Source organism: Spongiactinospora gelatinilytica, assembly GCF_003236385.1.
GTDB classification, from domain to species: domain Bacteria; phylum Actinomycetota; class Actinomycetes; order Streptosporangiales; family Streptosporangiaceae; genus Spongiactinospora; species Spongiactinospora gelatinilytica.
On the sequence record NZ_POUA01000133.1, the window covers coordinates 1 to 17,924 of the forward strand.

The window sequence follows — 17,924 nt, forward strand, 5'->3', positions numbered from 1 at the left end:
TCCCCCGGCCGTGTCCCACGATCGCCGCGCCGCATTGGGGCACCGTGAGCATCGAATGAGAAACCTCTAACCGGCCCGGTGGATCACCGAACTCGTGGCCTATGAAGGTCATCAAGGCGACCCTACGAGATCGGCCACCTGCGTATAGATTGCATGACATGAGCACCGACGAACCCCGCTGGCTCACCTCGGTCGAGCAGCGGGCGTGGCGTTCCCATCTCAGCGCCCACAAGCTTCTCTCCCATCGGCTCGACCGCGAGTTGCACGAGTTCGGGCTATCGCTCAACGACTACGAGATCTTGGTCAACCTCTCAGAGAACGCGCAGCGGCGGATGCGGATGAGCGACCTCGCCGACGCCACCGTGCAGTCGCGCAGCCGGCTCTCCCACCAGATCTCGCGCATGGAGGCGGCAGGGCTGGTCACCAGGGAGAGCTGCGACGACGACCGGCGTGGCACGTTCGCGGTGCTGACCGAGCAGGGCTGGGAGACCATCCAGCGAGTGGCGCCGCACCACGTGGCGGGCGTGCGGCAGCACTTCATCGACCGGCTCACCGACGACCAGATCCGCGATCTCCAGCGCGCCCTCGACCCGGTGATCGACCACCTGAAGAGCCTGCGGTGAGGGCCCGGATACGCGCGCTCGCGCTGTGCCTGGCACTGCTCGTCGCGCCGGTGGCCGTGGCGGGCTGTAGCGCCTCGGGCTCGGCGCTGCCGCCGGGCGATGAGCTGATGAAGAAGTCGGCGACGGCGATGCGCACGGTCAAGAGCGCGGCGTTCGCGATCGAGACCGAGGGCAGCCCGCCGGTCCCGGTGCGCAAGGCGGACGGCAGGCTCACCGCCGCGGGCGACGCCGACGGCACCGTCCAGATCGAGGTGATCGGCAGCCTGCAAGAGCTGGCCTTCGTGCTGCTCGGCGACACCGTCCACTTCAAGGGGCCCACCGGCGGCTACCAGACGATGACCAGGCGGCAGCTCGCCGCCTTCTACGACCCGTCGGCCATCCTCGACCCGGCCAAGGGCGTGCCCGCGCTGCTCGCGGCGTCCACCAAGGCGGCCACCCAGGCCGAGGAGCAGGTCGGCGGCGTGGCCGCCTACCGGGTCACCGCGACGCTGCCGCAGGCGGCGCTGTCCACGGTGGTGCCGGGCGTCCAGCAGGGGGCGGACGCGACGCTGTGGCTGGACAAGTCGAACGGCCGGCTGGTGAAGGCCAGCGTCCCGCTGGGCAAGGGCGACGCGTCCGGCACGGTGATCGTGACGCTCAGCGAGTACGACGCCCCGGTGCAGGTGACCGCGCCGAAGTGACCGTTCCGTCCCTTCCCTCTGAAGCCGCCGTCTCAGGCGGCGGCGCGTCCCGGCGGGCCCGGCGCAGTGTGGCGCTGGGCGTGGGCGGCACCGCCGTCCTGCTGGCCGCGCTCGACGCCTACGTGGTGGTCACCGTCCTGGTCGACATCGCCGCCGACGTCGGCGTCCCGCTCAACCGCCTGGAGCGGGCCACCCCGGTGGTCACCGGGTTCCTGCTCGGTTACGTCGCGGCGATGCCGCTGCTCGGCAGGCTGTCCGACCGGTACGGAAGGCGGCCGCTCATCCTGGCCTGCCTGGCCGGGTTCGCCGCCGGGTCCGCGCTGACCGCCCTGGCCGGATCGGTGCCGCTGCTGGTCGGCGGGCGCGCCTTGCAGGGCCTCGCCGGGGGCGCGCTGCTGCCGATCACCATGGCGCTGGTCGCCGACCTGTGGGACGAGCACGCCAGGCCGGTGGCGCTCGGCGCGGTGGGCGCGGCCCAGGAGCTGGGCAGCGTCCTCGGCCCGCTGTACGGGGCGGGCGTGGCCGCACTGGTCGGCTGGCGGGGGATCTTCTGGGTGAACGTCCCGCTGTCGGCACTCGCGGCGGTCGCGGTGTGGCGCGCCGTACCGGGCGGGGACGCGCCCCCGGCCGGGAAGGGCACCGACCGGCCGCGCACGGACGTCGTCGGCGGGCTGCTGCTGGCGCTCGCGCTGGGCCTGCTGGTGGCCGGGCTATACAACCCCGAGCCGGAGCGGGCGGTGCTACCGCCGTGGGGGCCGCCGCTGGCGCTCGCGGGCGTGGCCGTGGGCGTGGCGTTCGTACTGTGGGAACGGCGGGCCCGGCACCGGCTGATCGACCTCACGCGGGTGCGCCGGGGGCCGTTCTTCGGCTGGCTCGGGGTGAGCTTCCTGAGCGGTGCGGCGCTGCTGGTCACGCTGGTCGACGTACAGCTCACCGCGCAGACGCTGCTCGGCCTGGACTCCGTGGGCGGCGCGCTGGTGCTGACCAGGTTCCTGGTGGCGCTGGCGGTGACGGCCCTGGCCGGCGGGCTGCTGGCCAGGAGGCTCGGTGAGCGGACGGTCGCGGTGGCCGGCCTGGCCGTCGCGACCGCCGGATATATCAGGATCGGTCAGTGGCCGCTCGACCTGGCCGCCGCCGGCCTCCGGATCGACCTCGACCTGATCGTGGCCGGGGCCGGGCTCGGCCTGGTGATCGCGCCGGTCTCCTCGGCCGTGCTGCGGGTCTCCCCCGCCGCCGAGCACGGCGTGGCCTCGGCGGCGGTGGTCGTCGCCCGGATGATGGGCATGCTGCTCGGCGTCGCCGGGCTGTCGGCGTGGGGGTTCTACCGGTTCCGGTCGCTGACCGCGAAGCTGGACACGCCGCTGCCGTTCGGGGTGGAGGAGGCGGAGTACGCCAGACGGCTGGCCGAGTACCAGTCGAAGGTCAAGGCGGCGCTGCACACCGAGTACACCGAGATCTTCCTGCTCACCGCCGGGCTGTGCGCGGTGGCGGCGGTGCTCGCGCTGGTCTCGGCGACCCGGGAACGCTGACTTCGGGCGTGCGTCAGGGCCACGGATCAAGCCCGGGGTCGGCGTGCAGGCACACGAGCGGCCGGTGCGCGCGTACGGCCAGTTCCAGCCCCTCCTCGAAGGTGCCGCCCAGCTCCCAGATCCAGCCCAGTCCGCAGGCCACCATCCGGCCCCCGGCCTCAAGGAACACGCTCGAATAGCTCAGCCACTCGGCGATCGGGAAATAGCTCCCGCCGAGCATCGCCTCGATCGCCGTGCCCATCGCCCGCTGCCCGGGCCCGGGGGCCAGCGGATCGACGCTGAACGGCTCGCCGTTCAGGAAGCACGGCTCGCCCTCGGCGACCGGTTGGATCACCAGCCCGCCCAGCGACGCCAGCACGGCCTCGGCGAGCGGGCTCACCACATGACCCGCCCGGGCCAGCGGCTCGACCCACGACACCGTCGCGACCTTCCGCCCTGGCGTCCACCCCGCCGCGCGCAGCGCCGAAAGGACCTCGGGGTGCAGCGCGGAAAACGCGATCTCCGGCATCATCACTGGCTCCCATTGTCACAGGTGGGAGCGCGATCGGCGGCGAGATGCCGAAGAGAGCGACCGGGCCCGGTCAGATGTCCCCGACGCTGCTGCAATCCTCATCGGTGGACTTGCCGTAGGCGTAGGCGTCCTGTACCGGGCCCGAGGGCTGCACCCCGGTCGGCGCGGCACCAGGGTAGGTCGGCCAGATGAAGCCGTCGTCCGGCTCACATTCGACGCCGGCCTGCCACCTGTCGTCCGACCCCATCCACCAGTGCCGAAGGCTCCCCCCAGGGGCGTCCCGCCAGAAGTCGTAGGCGCCCTTGTCATAGGCCATGACCCGGGCGATCAGGCCCGTCCCCGGCTTACGCACCGCGTACACGAACCGGTACTCGTACGTGACCCGCAATTCGGGTCCGCCGTCATCGCCCTTACGCGGCTTGGCCGACATCTTGCCCTGCACCTTGATGACATCACCGACCAGCTCCGCCTGCCCTTTGGCGAAACTCGCCACCTCGCCGCGGCTGTTCTTCTTCTGATTCTTGTGGTCGAGGTTCTTCAGGAGATCCTTGCGCTGCTCCGGGTCGAGGAGCCGGGCGAACGCCGCAGGCTTTCCACCCAATAGTGTCACCCGGTCCAGGTAGGCGGCCGAAAGCATCTTCTTGGCCGTCCGGTACGCCGCCCCCACGTCCTTCCGGGAAAAGGCGCCGACCTTCACCGCCTGCGGCACCACGATCGCCGCCGCACCCTCCCCGAACTCCTCCGCCTTGGACCTCGCGAACGGCGCATCCGCCTTTATGACATCCGAAGGAGCAACCGCCTCATCAAGCGCCTTCTGAAGACTCTCCCCGCCACCTGACACGCCGACAACGCCAGCAGGCAGGCAGCGACGCCTAACGAACCCGCGATCCGCCGGAACGCGTTCACCGCGATCTCACCCCCTCTATGCCCGTCCCGGTGACGGGCACAGAGGAAAATACACCTGTCGCCACATTAGCGGCAAACGATATCTCCCCGTACCGGGGCAGTGGCTATCCGCGTTTTTTGGCGAAACGCTTTTCGCGGATTTTCATGCTGATTTCTACCGGGGAACCGGCGAAACCGAACTCCTCGCGGAGCCGGCGTTCGATGAAACGGCGGTAGGTGTCCTCGAGGAAGCCGGAGGTGAACAGGACGAACTTGGGCGGTTCGACCGAGGCCTGGGTGGCGAAGAGGATCTTGGGCTGCTTGCCGCCGCGGACCGGGGGTGGGGTGGCCTGGATCAGCTCGGTGAGGAAGGCGTTGAGCCTGCTGGTGGGGACGCGGGTGGCCCAGGAGTCGAGGGCGCGTTCGATGGCGGGGACCAGGCGGTCGACGTGGCGGCCGGTCTTGGCGGAGATGTTGACCCGCAGTGCCCAGGGGATGCGCACCAACTGGCGGTCGATCTCCTTTTCCAGGTAGTAGCGGCGGTCTTCGTCGACGAGGTCCCACTTGTTGAAGGCGACCACGACGCACCGGCCGGTCTCGACCACCAGGGAGATGATCCGCAGGTCCTGTTCGGTCAGCGGCTCGCTCGCGTCGATCAGCACGACCGCGACCTCGGAGCGCTCCAGGGCGGCCCTGGTGCGCAGGCTGGCGTAGAAGTCGGCGCCCTGCAGCTCGCGGTCGCGGCGGCGGATGCCCGCGGTGTCGATGAAGCGCCAGGTCTTGCCGCCCAGCTCCACCAGCTCGTCCACGGGGTCGCGGGTGGTGCCGGCCATCGGGTCGACCAGCGCCCGCTCCTCTCCCGCGAGCTTGTTGAGCAGCGAGGACTTGCCCACGTTGGGCTTGCCGACCAGGGCGATCCGGCGCGGGCCGCGCTCGGGGCCGAACCGCTGCGCGGGGGCCTCGGGCAGCGCGTCGAGGATCAGGTCGAGCAGGTCGCCGCTGGAGCGGCCGTGCAGCGCCGAGACCGGGTGCGGGGTGCCGATCCCGAGCGACCACAGCGCCCCGGCCTCCAGCTCCGCGCGCTGGTCGTCGACCTTGTTGGCGGCCAGCACGACCGGCTTGCCCGCGCGCCGGAGCACCCGGGCGACGGCCTCGTCGGCGTCGGTGACGCCCACGGTGACGTCGGTCACGAACAGGATCACATCGGCGAGCTCCACCGCCACCTGGGCCTGCTCGGCGATGCGCTGGGCCATGCCGGTGGCCTCAGGGTCCCAGCCGCCGGTGTCGACCACGGTGAAGCGGCGGCCCCGCCAGGTCGCCTCGTACGTCACCCGGTCGCGGGTCACGCCCGGTACGTCTTCGACGACCGCCTCACGGCGGCCGATGATCCGGTTGACCAGGGTGGACTTGCCCACATTGGGCCGGCCGACCACGGCGACCACCGGAAGCGGGCCGGAGTCGGCCTCCTCCGCCGCGAGCTCCGCCATGTCCTCGGCGAACTCGCCGAACTCGACCCAGCCCTCGTCGATGCCCTCGTCGAACCGCTCCCCCGTCACGTTCTTTCCTTTACCAGTCGCAGTACCTCGGCGATCACCTCGTCGAGGGTGAGCGTGGTCGTGTCCAGCTCCACGGCGTCATCGGCCCGCACCAGGGGGTCGGCCTTACGCGTGGAGTCGAGCGCGTCACGCCGCGCCATGGCGGCCCGCTGGGCCTCGACCGTGGTGCCGGCCAGCTCCGCCGTACGGCGGAGCGCGCGAGCCTCGGCGCTGGCCGTCAGGTAGACCTTGACCTGCGCTCCCGGGGCGACCACGGTGCCGATGTCGCGGCCTTCCACCACGATGTCGCCCGAGCCGATGACGGCCCGCTGCGCGGCGACGAGCCGGGCGCGGACCTCGGGGACCGCGCTCACCGCGGAGACCGCGGCGGTGACCTCCGGCCCCCGGATGGGACCGGCCACATCGACGCCGCCCACGGCGATCGTGGGCCCGTCGGGGTCGGTGCCGACGTCGAGCACGGGGTCGGCGGCGCGCGCCGCGATCGCCGCCGGGTCGGCCGGCTCGACGCCCTGCTGGAGCATCCACCAGGTGACCGCGCGGTACATCGCCCCGGTGTCGAGGTAGCGAAGCCCCAGCGCCCGCGCCACCCCGCGGGACGCGCTGGACTTGCCCGATCCAGAAGGACCGTCCATGGCGACGACCAGTCCGGTCACGGCCACTCCTTATTCGCCTGTGCGCAAAGCCTGCCTATGTGTTCGCAGTCGAGGCTACCGGTGTTTGGGAGCGTTCGAGGATTCGGCGCCGTCGTCCGCCGCAGGGCCGGGGGCCTGGGGCCCAGTGGTGGGCGCTGCGGTGGGCGCTTCGGTGGGCGCTGCCGGGGGCTCCTGGGCGGCCGGATAGCAGACCAGGGCGACGCGAAAGGTCGAGCCCTCCGCGCCGCCGTACTTCTCGAACAGGCCTTGCATCGCCTCCCTCAGGTCGGCCAGGAACTCCGGTCGCCGTTCCTCGGGCAGGCAGACCTGCCCCGAGATGCCCAGCGAGGGCAGGTCGGGAGCGGTCCGGTCGAGGTTGGCGATATCGGCCTGGACCTCCTCCACCAGGCTGAGCAGGTAGCCCAGGCTGAGCCGGTCTTCCGACCGGCGCGGCCCCAGCCGCCCGACGAGGGCGGGCGAGAGCCAGTAGGAGCGCGCGACGGCCTGGTAGACGCCCTCGTTGATGCCGCGCACCCGGCGCTCGCTCACCAGCTCGGCCAGGCCGACCGCGACCAGTTGTTTGACGTGGTAGTAGACCCGCTGCGGTGTCTGGCCGAGCTGCTTGGCCACCTCGGTGCACGAGTGCGGCTCGGCGAGCCGGCGCAGCACCTCCACGCGCATGGGTTTGAGCAGCGCCTCGGCCTGCTCCAGCCGGTCCAGATAGACGACGTCTCTCATCTCAAGAACAAGCTTTTACGTAAAGCCTCGTTTTGTCAATGCTGAGGACGCCGACCGGCCCTCAGGACTCGTCGAAGACGAAATTTCCGTGGAAGCCCAGCGGCACCCGCGCGGGCAGGTGGACGGTGGCGACCGGGCCTCCGGCGAAGTCCTGAGCCGAGAGAATGACCAGGTCGGCCGCTCCACGGTCCGGGTTGTGGACATAAGCCATGACATATCCGTCGTCTTCGGCGGACTCGGTGGCATCGGCGTTCGGATCGGCGGGCACGAAGACCGGCTCGCTCGCGTAGGAGCCGCGCGGGAACCGGTGCTCCTCCTGGCCTCCCCCCCGGAGGTCGTGCTTGATGATCGCCGCACCGAACGCGGGAGCCGGCAGTTCCGCGAGATCCTGGGCACCGCGCGGCAACTGGACGAGGAGCTCCTCGGTGTCGACCGTGTAGCCGTAGCGATGCGGCATGCCCGCCCTGCGCGGGTCGATGCGCGGGAACTCCTGGGCCCGGTCGTCCAGGCGTTCACGCTTCACCGAGCCGGCCGCCGGGTCGATCATCCACCGCTCCAGCGCGGGAGGACCGCCCCCGTCGAGCCTGGCGTCCACGAACAGGCTGTCGTAGGCGACCACGTCGATCACCACGCGGCCGCCGTCGTCGTAGCCGTTGAGCGTGTGGAACACCCAGCAGGGGTCGATGTCGAACCAGCGGACGTCCTCGCCGCCGCCGTCGCGCGGCAGCAGCCCGATGCGCGCCGGATGCGCCTCGTTCCAGGCGTACGGCAGGCGCACACCCGCCTCCAGCGCCGCCGTGCTGAAGGTCACCGGAAGGTCGTACAGCACCACGTACTTGCCGGTGAGCGCGAAGTCGTGAACCATCGGCCCGTCCTTGACGGCGATGTCCACGGCGCGCTCGACCCGGCCCGCGGGGCTGACCACCAGGTGCTGGATACGGTCCGGCCGGCCGAAGTAGTAGGCCACCGCGTGCAGGTCCCCGGTGTGCGGATCGACCGTGGAGTGCGCGGCGAAGCCGGCCGGCAGGGTGCCGTCGAAGTCGTACCGTCCGACGGTGTCCAGCTCGTAGGTCAGCTCCTGGATGGGCAGCCCGCTCTCCACCATGGCGAGCGTCTTGCCCGCGTGCCCGATGACGTGCGTGTTGGCGTTCGAGTCCAGGCCGTCGAAGCGCGGCCCCGGCCGGGGCTCCTCCCCCAGAGCCGCGGCGACCGCGTCGGAGCGCACCCACCGGTTGCGGTACCACTCCGCCCTGCCGTCCCGAATCCGCACGCCGTGCACCATGCCGTTGCCCAGAAAGAGGTGCGGTCGGGGCTCGTCGAGGTCGAGCGGGTTGGGCCCGTTGCGCAGGAACCGGCCGTTCAGCGTGTCCGGCAACGTGCCGGTGACCGGCAGGTCGAAGGCGGTGATCTCCTCCGTCACCGGGGCATAACCGCCCCGGAACGGGTTCTTCTCCGCGGTCGTCATCGTAGGTTCCCCCTTCGCCTGCTCCGTTACGTCGTTTCTAGATAGTAACACCGTTACCAGCATTCAACGCATTAGGGCCGATGCCTGTCAACGGCATCGGCCCTTGGGGGGTGACTCAGGAGGCGTCGGCGACGAAGCTGCCGTGGAAGCCCAGCGGCACCCGCGCGGGCAGGTGGACGGTGGCGATGGGGCCTCCGGCGAAGTCCTGGGCCGAGAGGACGACCAGGTCGGCCGCGTCTCGGTCTGCGTTGTGGACATAGGCCATGACATATCCGTCGTCCTCAGCGGACTCCGCTTCCGGGTCGCCCGGCACGAAGACCGGCTCGCCCGCGTAGAAGCCGCGCGGGAACAGGTGCTCCTCGCGGCTCCCTGTCCGGAGATCGTGCTTGAGCAGCGCGGCGCCGAACGCGGGCGCGGGCAAGTCCGAGAGATCCTGGGCGTCGCGCGACACTTGCCTGAGGAACTCCTGGGTCTGGACGGTGTAGCCGTACCGGTGCGCCAGGCCCGACCTGCGCTCGTCGATGCGCGGGAACTCCTGGGGCCGATCGTCCAGGCGCTCGCGCTTCACTGCGCCGGCGGCCAGGTCGATCGTCCACCGCTCCAGCGCGGGCGGGCCGCCCGTGGGGAGCTTGGCGTCCACGAACAGGGTGTCGTAGGCGACCACGTCGATGACCACACGGTCGCCGTCGTCGTAGGCGTTGAGCGTGTGGAACACCCAGCAGGGGTCGACGTCGAACCAGCGGATGCCCTTCCCGCCGCCGTCGCGCGGCAGCAGCCCGACCCGTGCCCGGTGCGCGTCGTTCCAGGCGTACGGCAGGCGCACGCCCGCCTCCGCCGCCGCCATGCTGAACGTCACCGGAAGGTCGTACACGGCCACGTACTTACCGGTGAGCGCGAAGTCGTGCATCATCGGCCCGTCGGTGACGGCGATGTCTGTGACGCCCGTGACCTGCCCCGCCGGACTGACCACCACATGCTGGACACGGTCGTGCCGGGCGACGTCGTAGGCCACCGCGTGCAGTTCCCCGGTCCGCTGGTCGATCTTGGAGTGGGCGGTGAGGCCACCCGGCAGCGTGCCCCCGAAGTCGGTCCGTCCGACCGTGTCCAGCTCGTACGTCAGCTCCACGACCGGCGCTCCGGCCTCCATCAGGGCCAGGGTCTTGCCCGCGTGCCCGATGACGTGCGTGCTGGACGCCTCGCTGATGCCGCCCGAACGCGGCTTCTCCCCCAGGGCCGCGGCGATCTTGTCGGAGCGCACCCACCGGTTGCGGTACCACTCCGCCCTGCCGTCCCGAATCCGCACGCCGTGGACCATGCCGTTGTCGACGAGGAGGTGCGGGTGCGGGTCTTCCAGGTCGAGCGGGTTGGGCCCGTTGCGCAGGAACCGGCCGCTCAGGCTCTCCGGCAGCCTGCCGGTGACCGGCAGGTCGAAGGCGGTGATCTCCTCCGTCACCGGGGCGTAGCCGCCCTGGAACGGGTTCTTCTCCAAGCTCGTCATGGCAAGTCCCCCAAGTCGAAGTGGTTACGAGCGTTTCCATCCGGTAACGCTGTTACCACTATGAAACACCAAAGGCCGGTGCCTGTCAACCGCACCGGCCCGTTGGCCCGATCAGGGGATGTGCCAGCCGTGCGCGCGCAGCGCGCCGATCAGCGTGTCCGCCGCCTGGGGCTGCACCGAAAGCTCGGCCGCGCCCAGCGGCAGCCCGGGGGTGTGCTCCAGCCGGACGTCCTCGATGTTGACCCCGGCCTCCTTGGCGACCTGGAACAGCCGCGCCAGCTCACCGGGGCGGTCGCCGACGATCACCTGAACGTTGGCGTAGACGCTCGCGGGACCGCCGTGCTTGCCGGGGATCCGCCCGGTGCCGGTCACGCCGCGTTCGAGCAGCGCGGTGACCCACGGCATCCCGGCCAGGTCGTCGGCCCGTCCGCCCGGGGCCGGCTCGCCGTCCGGGACGTCGTGCCCGGCCGTACGGCGCAGCGCCGCGGCCGCCGCGGCGATGTCGGCCGCCACCGCTTCGAGCACCTTGGCCACCGGCAGCGCGTTGCCCGACAGGATGCCGGTCCACAGCGCCGGGTCGCCCGCCGCGATGCGCGTCACGTCACGCACCCCCTGGCCTGCCAGCCCCAGCGCGGTCTCCGGGGCCTCGGCCAGCCGGGCGGCGACCGCCGCGGCCGTCACATGCGGCGCGTGCGACACGACGGCGACGGCCCGGTCGTGCTCCTCGGCCCCCACCCGAACCGCCTCGGCCCCGCACAGCTTGATCAGCCCGAGCAGGGTCTCCACGGCCGCGGGCGAGGTCTCCGGGGTCGGGCAGTAGGCCCAGGGCCGCCCGAGGAACAGGTCGGCTCTGGCCGCGGCCGGCCCCGACCGCTCCCGCCCCGCGAGCGGATGCCCCGCCACGAAGCTCGCGACGTCGCAGCCCAGGCTCTCGGCCTGGGCCAGCGGCAGCGCCTTGACGCTCGCCACGTCGGTGTAGTGACGGGCGACGCCTCGCTCCTGCAACGCGAGCAGTTCGGCCGCGACGTACTGCGGCGGCACGGCGATCACCGCGAGGTCGAACGCCGGGCCGCCCTCCTGCGCCGACCACGGAAGGCCCGCGCCCAGCTCGCTCGCCAGCCGTACCGCGCCCGGGTCGAGGTCGGCCAGCCTGACCTCGACGCCGTGCTCGCGCAGGGCGAGGGCCACCGAGGTGCCGATCAGCCCGGTACCCACGACCAGGATGCTGTCCAGAGGACTCACCGGCTTCCCGCTTCGCAAATGACCATGGAACGCCATGATTCGCTCGTCATGCCCCGGACGCCGCTCACTGCGCGATGTCCACCCGCAGCGCGACCGCGCCGCGCAGGTAGACGTGCTGGACCTGCTGCCGGGGACGGTCGGTCTCCACGTGGGCCATCAGCCGCACCACGCGGGGCAGCGCCCCCGGCACATCGATCTCCGAGGCGCAGATCAGCGGGACGTCGTGGAACCCGAGCTTGCGCGCGGCCAGCGCCGGGAACTCCGCCGTGAGGTCAGGCGTCGCGGTGAAGATCACGCTGATCACGTCGTCGGTCGTCAGCTCATTGCGCGACATCACCTCGGTCACCAGCTCGGTGACACCCGACAGAATCGCATCGCGGTCGCCGGACTCGATCTGGGTCGCACCGCGGATCGCCCGCACCATCTCATCCCCTTCCGAGCGCCCTCGCGTGAAGGACGCTCCTGCCCGTCAGGCCAGGGCGTACGCACCGGCCGCGCCGGAAAGGCTACAGCCCGACGGCAGCATACAGTTCGCCGATCTCCTGCAACGTGAGGGCGCGCAGCGTGCCCGACTTCAGCCGGCCCATCTTGACCGGCCCGAACTCGATGCGCGCCAGATCGATCACACTGTGCCCGACCTCGGCGAGCATCCGGCGCACCACGTGCTTGCGGCCCTCGTGCACCACGACCTCGACCAGCGCCTGCCGACCGTGCTCCTGCACGATCTTGAAATCGTCGGCCTTGACCGGGCCGTCATCCAGCTCCACGCCATCGCGCAGCCGTCGGCCGAGCCCGCGCTCGATGGTGCCGTTGACCTTGGCCCAGTACTTCTTCTGCACGCCGTAGCTGGGGTGGGTGAGCCGGTTGGCCAGCTCGCCGTCGTTGGTGAGCAGGATCAGGCCCTCGGTCTCGGTGTCCAGCCGGCCCACGTGGAACAGCCGCTCCTTGCGGTCGGCCACGTAGTCGGCCAGGGACGGCCTGCCATCCGGATCGGACATGGTGCTGACCACGCCGATCGGCTTGTTGATGGCGAAGTACACGAGGTCGGGGGCGGTCGGGATGCGCTTGCCGTCCACGTGGATGACCTGCTTGGCCGGGTCGACGCGTGCGCCGAACCTGCGTACCACCTGGCCGTCCACGGTGACCCGGCCCGCGCCGATCATCTCCTCGCAGGCGCGCCTGCTGGCGACGCCGACCTGGGCGAGCACCTTCTGCAGGCGTACGCCGTCGGGGACCTCGGTGGTGTCGCGCTCGTCGGTGTAGCCGGGCGGGAAGTGGTCGGGGTCGCGCAGCGGCTGCTCGGCCGTCTTGAACCCCTCGCCGGACGGCCCGCGCTGCGGCCTGCCCTGCCGGTCGGCGCGCGCGGTCCACTCCGCGCGTCCGCCCCGGTCGGTACGGCCTGCCCGCTCCCTCCGGTCGCCCCCCGGACGCCCGTAGCGGGTACGCCCGCCACCGGGTCCGCCACCGGGTCCGCCGCCGCCGATCGTCTGCACGGCGTCGCGCCCCCGGGATCCCTCACGGGAACGCCGGTCATCCCGCGAACGGCGGTCGTCGCGGGAGCCGAAGTCACCGCCTGATCGGTACTCGCCGCGCGAACCCGAATCGGTGCGCGGCCGGTAGTCGCCACGGGAACCAGAATCGCCGCGCGAACCGCGGTCATCCCGCGAACCGAAGCCGCCGCGAGAGCCCGCATCGCCACCGCGCGAGCCATAACGGCCACGCGAACCCGAATCATCACCGCGCGAAACGTAACCGCCGCGCGGGCCTGAATCACCGCGCGAGCCCGCATCGCCGCCCCGCGAACCATAACCGCCGCGCGAACCCGAATCACCACGGGAACCGTAACCACCGCGCGAGCCCGCATCGCCACCGCGCGAACCATAACCGCCGCGCGAACCCGAATCACCACGGGAGCCATAGCCACCACGGGAACCCGAATCACCGCGCGAACCATAACCGCCGCGCGAACCCGAATCACCACGGGAGCCATAGCCACCACGGGAACCTGACTCACCGCGCGAACCGTAACCGCGCGAACCCGAATCACCGCGGGAGCGCTGGTCGCCGCGGGCTCCGCCGGGGCCGGAGTCGCGGCGCGGCCGGTCGTCGGCGCGCCCGCGCCTGTCATCGCGTCCGTCGCGCCCGCCGCGCTCCTCGCGGTAGGACCGCCGGTCGCGGAAGTCGTCTCTGGAGTCCTGGCGCGGGCCCCGGGGCCCGCCGGAGCGGGAGTCCCGGCCCGGCTGCGCGCCGCCTGACGGCGCGCCGTACCGCTCCCTGGCGCCTCCTCTGGAAGCGCGGAAGGACCCGCCGGCGTCGCCGCCGCCGCGGGCCTCGAAACGCCGACCGCGTCCATCACCGGACGGGGTGCGTCCATCGTTCACTTGGTCTCCTCCAAGTTCTCCACGTCCTCGGGCAGGAAGGGCGCCAGCTCAGGGAGCTCGCCCAGGTCTCGCAGGCCCAGCCGTTCGAGGAAGTAGGAAGTGGTCCGGTAGAGCACGGCTTGGCTCTCCGGGTCGGTGCCGGCCTCTTCGACCAGCCCCCTGGCGACGAGGGTCCGCATGACCCCGTCGCTGTTCACGCCGCGGATGGCCGAGATCCTGGCGCGGCTCACCGGCTGCCGGTAGGCCACCACGGACAGGGTCTCCAGTGCGGCCTGGGTGAGTCGCGTCTGCTGGCCGTCGCGGACGAAACGCTCGACGAAAGGCGCGCACTCGGCCCGCGTGTAGTAACGCCAGCCGCCCGCGACCTCTCTCAGATCGAAACCCCGTCCGGCCGCCGTGTATTCCGCCGCAAGGTCGCGCAGCGCCGCCGCGACCTCGTGCGTGGGCCGTTCGAGCACCTGAGCGAGCGTCACCTCGGCCACCGGCTCGTCCACGACCAGCAGGATCGCCTCCAGCGCGGCCGCCAGCCCAGGCTCGGCCTGTGCGGTCGCCTCGCGCGGGTCTGCTTCACTCATCGGGTTTCTTTCCGGCGCTCTCGTCGTAGTCGTCGGCCACGGCGACGTCTCCGTCGTCAGTGCCGGTCCATTGCACGTGCAGGTCGCCCAGCGGCTCGATCTGCTCGAAGGTGACCGCCGCCTCACGGTAGAGCTCCAGGACCGCCAGGAAGCGCGCGACGACCTCGAAGGTGCCCGTGCAGTCGGCCACCAGTGCGCGGAACGTCGCGCTGCGGACCTCCCGCAGCCGCCGCACAAGGATAACCGCCTGTTCGCGTACGCTGGCGAGCGGCTGGTAGATGTGGGCGACCGAGACCGACGGCGGGGCCTTGGGCGTCATCGCTCTGGCCGCGATCCTGGCGAGCTGTTCCGGGCCGATGCCGAGCACGAGGTCGGGCAGCAGGTCGGCGAACCGCGGCTCCATCGCCACGATCCGGGCGTACCGCAGCGCCTCGGCGGCCATCCGGCCGGAGAAGACCTTGGCGACCTCCTTGTAGGCGCGGTACTGGAGCAGCCGGGCGAACAGCAGGTCGCGGGCCTCCAGCAGGGCGAGGTCCTCTTCGTCCTCGACCTCGCCGGAGGGCAGCAGCCGGGCCGCCTTCAGGTCGAGCAGGGTGGCGGCCACCAGCAGGAAGTGGCTGGCCTGGTCGAGGTCCCACTCCGGGCCTCGGGAGCGGATGTAGGCGATGAACTCGTCGGTGACCTTGTGCAGGGACACCTCGGTGATGTCGAGCTTGTGCTTGGAGATCAGCCCGAGGAGCAGGTCGAAGGGGCCCTCGAACACGTCCAGGTGAACCTGGAAGCCGCCGGGCCTGGCGGTCTGTTCCTCCGTCTCCTCCGTCACCCCGCCATTGTCCCCCCGCTCACCGCCCGCGGGGGCCACGGCTCGCGAGCGGGTCAGGCCGGGGTGTCGGGCCAGCGGGCGAGGACCTCGCGGGCCAGCTCGCGGTAGGCGCTCGCGCCCAGCGAGGAGGAGTCGAAGACGGTGATCGGCTCGCCCGCGACCGTCGCGTCGGGGAAGCGCACGGTCCGGTTGATCACCGTGTGGAAGACCTTCTCGTCGAACGCCTCGACGACCCGCGCGAGGACCTCCCGGCCGTGCAGGGTGCGCGCGTCGTACATCGTGGCGAGCAGGCCCTCGATCTCCAGGTCGGCGTTGAGCCGTTCCTGCACCTTGGTGATGGTGTCCATCAGCAGGGCGACGCCGCGCAGCGCGAAGAACTCGCACTCCAGCGGGACGATGACGCCGTGCGCGCAGGTCAGCGCGTTGATGGTGAGCAGGCCCAGGGAGGGCTGGCAGTCGATCAGGCAGACGTCGTAGTCGGGTAGCAGCGGCTTGATCACCCTGCCCAGCACCTGCTCGCGGGCGACCTCGGTGACGAGCTGGACCTCGGCCGCCGACAGGTCGATGTTGCTGGGCAGCAGGTCCATGCCCTCGACGGAGGTCTTCAGCAGGACCTCGTCGGGGCTGACGCCGCGCTCTATCAGCAGGTTGTAGATCGTCAGGTCGAGCTGGAGCGGGTTGATGCCGAGGCCGACCGACAGCGCCCCCTGCGGGTCGAAGTCGACGAGCAGCACCCGCAGCCCGCACTCGGCGAGCGCGGCCCCGAGGTTGATGGTCGTGGTGGTCTTGCCCACCCCGCCCTTCTGATTGACCATGGCGACGACCCGCGCCGGCCCGTGGGACGTCCGCGCGGGCGGCTCGGGGAACACCGGGCGGGGCCGCCCCGTGGGGCCGAGGATCCCACTCGCCGTCGTGGACGCGGCGGTCTTGGAATCACCCCACGGGTTGTCGGGGGTGGTGCCGGGGGTCGCCCTCCGGCTGGAACCGTCGGTGGTCACAGTCACCAGTTGAACCTCCCTGACGGCCCCGAACCGGACCGTCCGGACGGACACTATGGCGTCAGCACGTATGCGGCAAGGCGGCACGCCCGGCTACGCCCGATCGGCAAGCATCTCAAACGACTTGATAACGATCACCGCCTCGCCCGGGGGTGCGCGGCGGCGTAGACCTCTCGTAGCTTATCGACCGTGACCAAGGTGTAGACCTGGGTGGTGGTCACCGAGGCGTGGCCGAGCAGCTCCTGGACAACCCTAACGTCCGCGCCGCCGTCCAGGAGATGCGTTGCGAACGAATGTCGCAACATGTGGGGAGAAACCCCGTCCAGACCGGCGCGTTCGGCGGCGGCCTGAAGCACCTCCCAGGCGCCCTGGCGGGTCAGCCGCCCGCCGCGGGCGTTGAGGAACAGCGCGGAGGTGCCGCGGCCGTGGGCGGACAGCGCGGGGCGGGCCCGCACCAGGTAGGCGTCCAGGGCCTGCCTGGCGAAGCGGCCGAGCGGCACGACCCTGCCCCGACCGCCCTTGCCGCGCAGCCGTACCTGCTCCGGTTCGGCGTCGTCCACGGCCATGCCGACGGCCTCGGAGATGCGCGCGCCGGTGCCGTACAGGACTTCGAGCAGCGCGCGGTTGCGCAGCGTCAGCGGCTGGCCGTCAGGGCCCGCGGCGGCGATCAGCCGCTCGACCTCGGCCACGCCGATCGCCTTGGGCAGCCGGCGCAGCCGGCGCGGCGGGCGGACCTCGTGGGCGGGGTCGTGCCCGGCCGCGCCCTCGCGCAGCGCGAAGCGGTGCAGGCCGCGTACCGCCGAGACGGCCCGCGCGGTGGAGCTGGCCACCAGCGCGCGGTGCTGCTCGTCGCCCTCGCGCAGCGCGGCCAGGAACGCCATCACGTCGGCCTCGGCCACGTCGACGAACCGGGTCAGCCCGCGCGTCTTCAGGTGATCGACGTAGCGCCGCAGGTCACGACGGTAGGAGGCGAGCGTGTTGGCGGCCAGGCCACGCTCGACCGCCAGATGGTCGAGGTAGCTGGAAAGCACAGCCTCCGTGTCGCTCAGCGCGCCCGACCCCCTTCGTGCTCATGCCTCCGGAGCGTCGGCGGGCCGCAGGGAGGCGAACCCGTCGGCGAAGGCCGCGTACGCGGCGAGGATACCGGCCACGGCCGGGGAATTGTGGATCATTCCCGATTGGACCTTGCCGACCGCCTCCGCCAGCGGCACCCACACCACCGGCATGCCGATCTCCTCGTGGTGGTGCTCGAAGTCGCGTTCGGATTCGGGGATCTCGGTGAGGCCGCGGGCCAGGAAGACGCGGATGCGCTCGTTGGTCATCCCCGGCGAGCTGTAGAGGTCGACCAGCGTGTGCCAGGTGGTGGCGCGGTAGGCCGCCTCCTCGGCCAGTTCCCTGGCCGCGGTGAGCCAGGTGGGCTCGCCCGACACGTCGCGGATGCCCGCGGGCAGCTCCCACAGCATGCCGCGCACCGGATGGCGGTACTGGCGCAGCATCAGGACCCGCTCGTGCTCGTCGAGGGCCAGGACGGCGACGGACCCGGGGTGGGTCACGTAGTCGCGGTCGGCCGTGTCGTCGAGCGGCATCCGCACCCGGTCGGTCCGGACACTGATGATCTTTGACTCGAACCGGTCGAAGGAGGCCACGACCTCCCATTCCTCCGGCGAGTCCGCGACGTCGGCCACGCCGATGCGCTTCATGCGCCGCTCCCCGCCCTGGCCGCGGCGCTGCGCTCGTCGGCGAAGTCGAGCGCCGCCGCGACCAGCCCCTTGAACAGCGGGTGCGGGC

Annotated in this window: 18 protein-coding genes; 3 read left to right on the forward strand and 15 right to left on the reverse strand. The window is 71.5% G+C overall.

Annotated features, from left to right (window positions below):
- Nucleotides 1–158: 158 nt before the first annotated feature.
- The 3 genes from C1I98_RS17990 to C1I98_RS18000 are packed head-to-tail and all read left to right on the forward strand — an operon-like array spanning nt 159 to nt 2,832.
- Complete coding sequence (locus tag C1I98_RS17990; RefSeq protein ID WP_111168612.1) at nt 159–623, forward strand: MarR family winged helix-turn-helix transcriptional regulator; 465 nt, start codon at nt 159–161, stop codon at nt 621–623.
- Nucleotides 620–1,303, forward strand: a complete 684-nt coding sequence (locus C1I98_RS17995) for an LppX_LprAFG lipoprotein (RefSeq protein ID WP_233507965.1) — start codon at nt 620–622, stop codon at nt 1,301–1,303. The genes C1I98_RS17990 and C1I98_RS17995 overlap by 4 nt, the downstream gene beginning before the upstream one ends.
- Nucleotides 1,300–2,832 (forward strand): MFS transporter, encoded by a 1,533-nt coding sequence (locus C1I98_RS18000; protein ID WP_111168613.1) that lies wholly within the window; start codon nt 1,300–1,302, stop codon nt 2,830–2,832. Before C1I98_RS17995 ends, C1I98_RS18000 begins: the two co-directional genes overlap by 4 nt.
- A 13-nt stretch (nt 2,833–2,845) precedes the next feature.
- On the opposite strand, the gene C1I98_RS18005 is transcribed toward C1I98_RS18000, so the two are convergent.
- The 15 genes from C1I98_RS18005 to C1I98_RS18075 all read right to left on the reverse strand — a co-directional run bounded on the left by C1I98_RS18005 (nt 2,846) and on the right by C1I98_RS18075 (nt 17,836).
- A complete protein-coding gene (locus C1I98_RS18005; RefSeq protein ID WP_111168614.1) occupies nt 2,846–3,343 on the reverse strand; it encodes an SUKH-3 domain-containing protein in 498 nt (165 codons plus the stop codon).
- A 70-nt stretch (nt 3,344–3,413) separates the two neighbouring features.
- Nucleotides 3,414–4,184 (reverse strand): hypothetical protein, encoded by a 771-nt coding sequence (locus tag C1I98_RS18010; RefSeq protein ID WP_146607500.1) that lies wholly within the window; start codon nt 4,182–4,184, stop codon nt 3,414–3,416.
- Nucleotides 4,185–4,353: 169 nt separating this feature from the next.
- Complete coding sequence (gene der, locus C1I98_RS18015; RefSeq protein WP_438672094.1) at nt 4,354–5,757, reverse strand: ribosome biogenesis GTPase Der; 1,404 nt, start codon at nt 5,755–5,757, stop codon at nt 4,354–4,356.
- Nucleotides 5,758–5,780: 23 nt separating this feature from the next.
- Complete coding sequence (gene cmk / locus C1I98_RS18020; protein ID WP_111168628.1) at nt 5,781–6,416, reverse strand: (d)CMP kinase; 636 nt, start codon at nt 6,414–6,416, stop codon at nt 5,781–5,783.
- A 75-nt stretch (nt 6,417–6,491) separates the two neighbouring features.
- Nucleotides 6,492–7,154, reverse strand: coding sequence for a winged helix-turn-helix domain-containing protein (locus C1I98_RS18025; protein WP_111168616.1), 663 nt, complete (start codon nt 7,152–7,154; stop codon nt 6,492–6,494).
- Between the two features lie 61 nt (nt 7,155–7,215).
- A complete protein-coding gene (locus C1I98_RS18030; protein WP_111168617.1) occupies nt 7,216–8,619 on the reverse strand; it encodes a carotenoid oxygenase family protein in 1,404 nt (467 codons plus the stop codon).
- A 115-nt stretch (nt 8,620–8,734) separates the two neighbouring features.
- The gene (locus C1I98_RS18035) at nt 8,735–10,117 is read right to left on the reverse strand and encodes a carotenoid oxygenase family protein (RefSeq protein ID WP_111168618.1); all 1,383 of its coding nucleotides are present in this window, start codon (nt 10,115–10,117) and stop codon (nt 8,735–8,737) included.
- A 111-nt stretch (nt 10,118–10,228) separates the two neighbouring features.
- Nucleotides 10,229–11,395, reverse strand: a complete 1,167-nt coding sequence (locus C1I98_RS18040; RefSeq protein ID WP_111168619.1) for a prephenate dehydrogenase — start codon at nt 11,393–11,395, stop codon at nt 10,229–10,231.
- 28 nt (nt 11,396–11,423) lie between these two features.
- Complete coding sequence (gene aroH, locus C1I98_RS18045; RefSeq protein WP_111168620.1) at nt 11,424–11,783, reverse strand: chorismate mutase; 360 nt, start codon at nt 11,781–11,783, stop codon at nt 11,424–11,426.
- Nucleotides 11,784–11,865: 82 nt separating this feature from the next.
- A complete protein-coding gene (locus C1I98_RS42965) occupies nt 11,866–12,852 on the reverse strand; it encodes a pseudouridine synthase (RefSeq protein ID WP_233507966.1) in 987 nt (328 codons plus the stop codon).
- 884 nt (nt 12,853–13,736) lie between these two features.
- Nucleotides 13,737–14,315 (reverse strand): SMC-Scp complex subunit ScpB, encoded by a 579-nt coding sequence (gene scpB / locus C1I98_RS18055; protein ID WP_111168622.1) that lies wholly within the window; start codon nt 14,313–14,315, stop codon nt 13,737–13,739.
- Nucleotides 14,308–15,138 carry a segregation and condensation protein A gene (locus tag C1I98_RS18060; RefSeq protein ID WP_111168623.1) on the reverse strand — a complete coding sequence of 277 codons (831 nt, stop codon included), beginning with the start codon at nt 15,136–15,138 and terminating at the stop codon, nt 14,308–14,310. Before C1I98_RS18060 ends, scpB begins: the two co-directional genes overlap by 8 nt.
- A 53-nt stretch (nt 15,139–15,191) precedes the next feature.
- Nucleotides 15,192–16,142, reverse strand: a complete 951-nt coding sequence (locus C1I98_RS18065) for a ParA family protein (protein ID WP_111168629.1) — start codon at nt 16,140–16,142, stop codon at nt 15,192–15,194.
- 128 nt (nt 16,143–16,270) lie between these two features.
- Nucleotides 16,271–17,167 (reverse strand): site-specific tyrosine recombinase XerD, encoded by an 897-nt coding sequence (locus tag C1I98_RS18070; RefSeq protein WP_233507967.1) that lies wholly within the window; start codon nt 17,165–17,167, stop codon nt 16,271–16,273.
- Nucleotides 17,168–17,206: 39 nt separating this feature from the next.
- Entirely contained in the window at nt 17,207–17,836 is a 630-nt protein-coding gene (locus tag C1I98_RS18075; protein ID WP_111168625.1) for an NUDIX domain-containing protein, read from the reverse strand.
- Between the last annotated feature and the right edge of the window lie 88 nt (nt 17,837–17,924).

Bases quoted from the DNA above. Each gene is read 5' to 3' on its own strand.
- C1I98_RS18030 (WP_111168617.1), bottom strand. From the start codon at position 8,619: ATGACGACCGCGGAGAAGAACCCGTTCCGGGGCGGTTATGCCCCGGTG.
- scpB (WP_111168622.1), bottom strand. From the start codon at position 14,315: ATGAGTGAAGCAGACCCGCGCGAGGCGACCGCACAGGCCGAGCCTGGG.
- C1I98_RS18075 (WP_111168625.1), bottom strand. From the start codon at position 17,836: ATGAAGCGCATCGGCGTGGCCGACGTCGCGGACTCGCCGGAGGAATGG.
- C1I98_RS18005 (WP_111168614.1), bottom strand. From the start codon at position 3,343: ATGATGCCGGAGATCGCGTTTTCCGCGCTGCACCCCGAGGTCCTTTCG.
- C1I98_RS18025 (WP_111168616.1), bottom strand. From the start codon at position 7,154: ATGAGAGACGTCGTCTATCTGGACCGGCTGGAGCAGGCCGAGGCGCTG.
- C1I98_RS18040 (WP_111168619.1), bottom strand. From the start codon at position 11,395: ATGGCGTTCCATGGTCATTTGCGAAGCGGGAAGCCGGTGAGTCCTCTG.
- cmk (WP_111168628.1), bottom strand. From the start codon at position 6,416: ATGGACGGTCCTTCTGGATCGGGCAAGTCCAGCGCGTCCCGCGGGGTG.
- aroH (WP_111168620.1), bottom strand. From the start codon at position 11,783: ATGGTGCGGGCGATCCGCGGTGCGACCCAGATCGAGTCCGGCGACCGC.
- C1I98_RS18035 (WP_111168618.1), bottom strand. From the start codon at position 10,117: ATGACGAGCTTGGAGAAGAACCCGTTCCAGGGCGGCTACGCCCCGGTG.
- C1I98_RS17990 (WP_111168612.1), top strand. From the start codon at position 159: ATGAGCACCGACGAACCCCGCTGGCTCACCTCGGTCGAGCAGCGGGCG.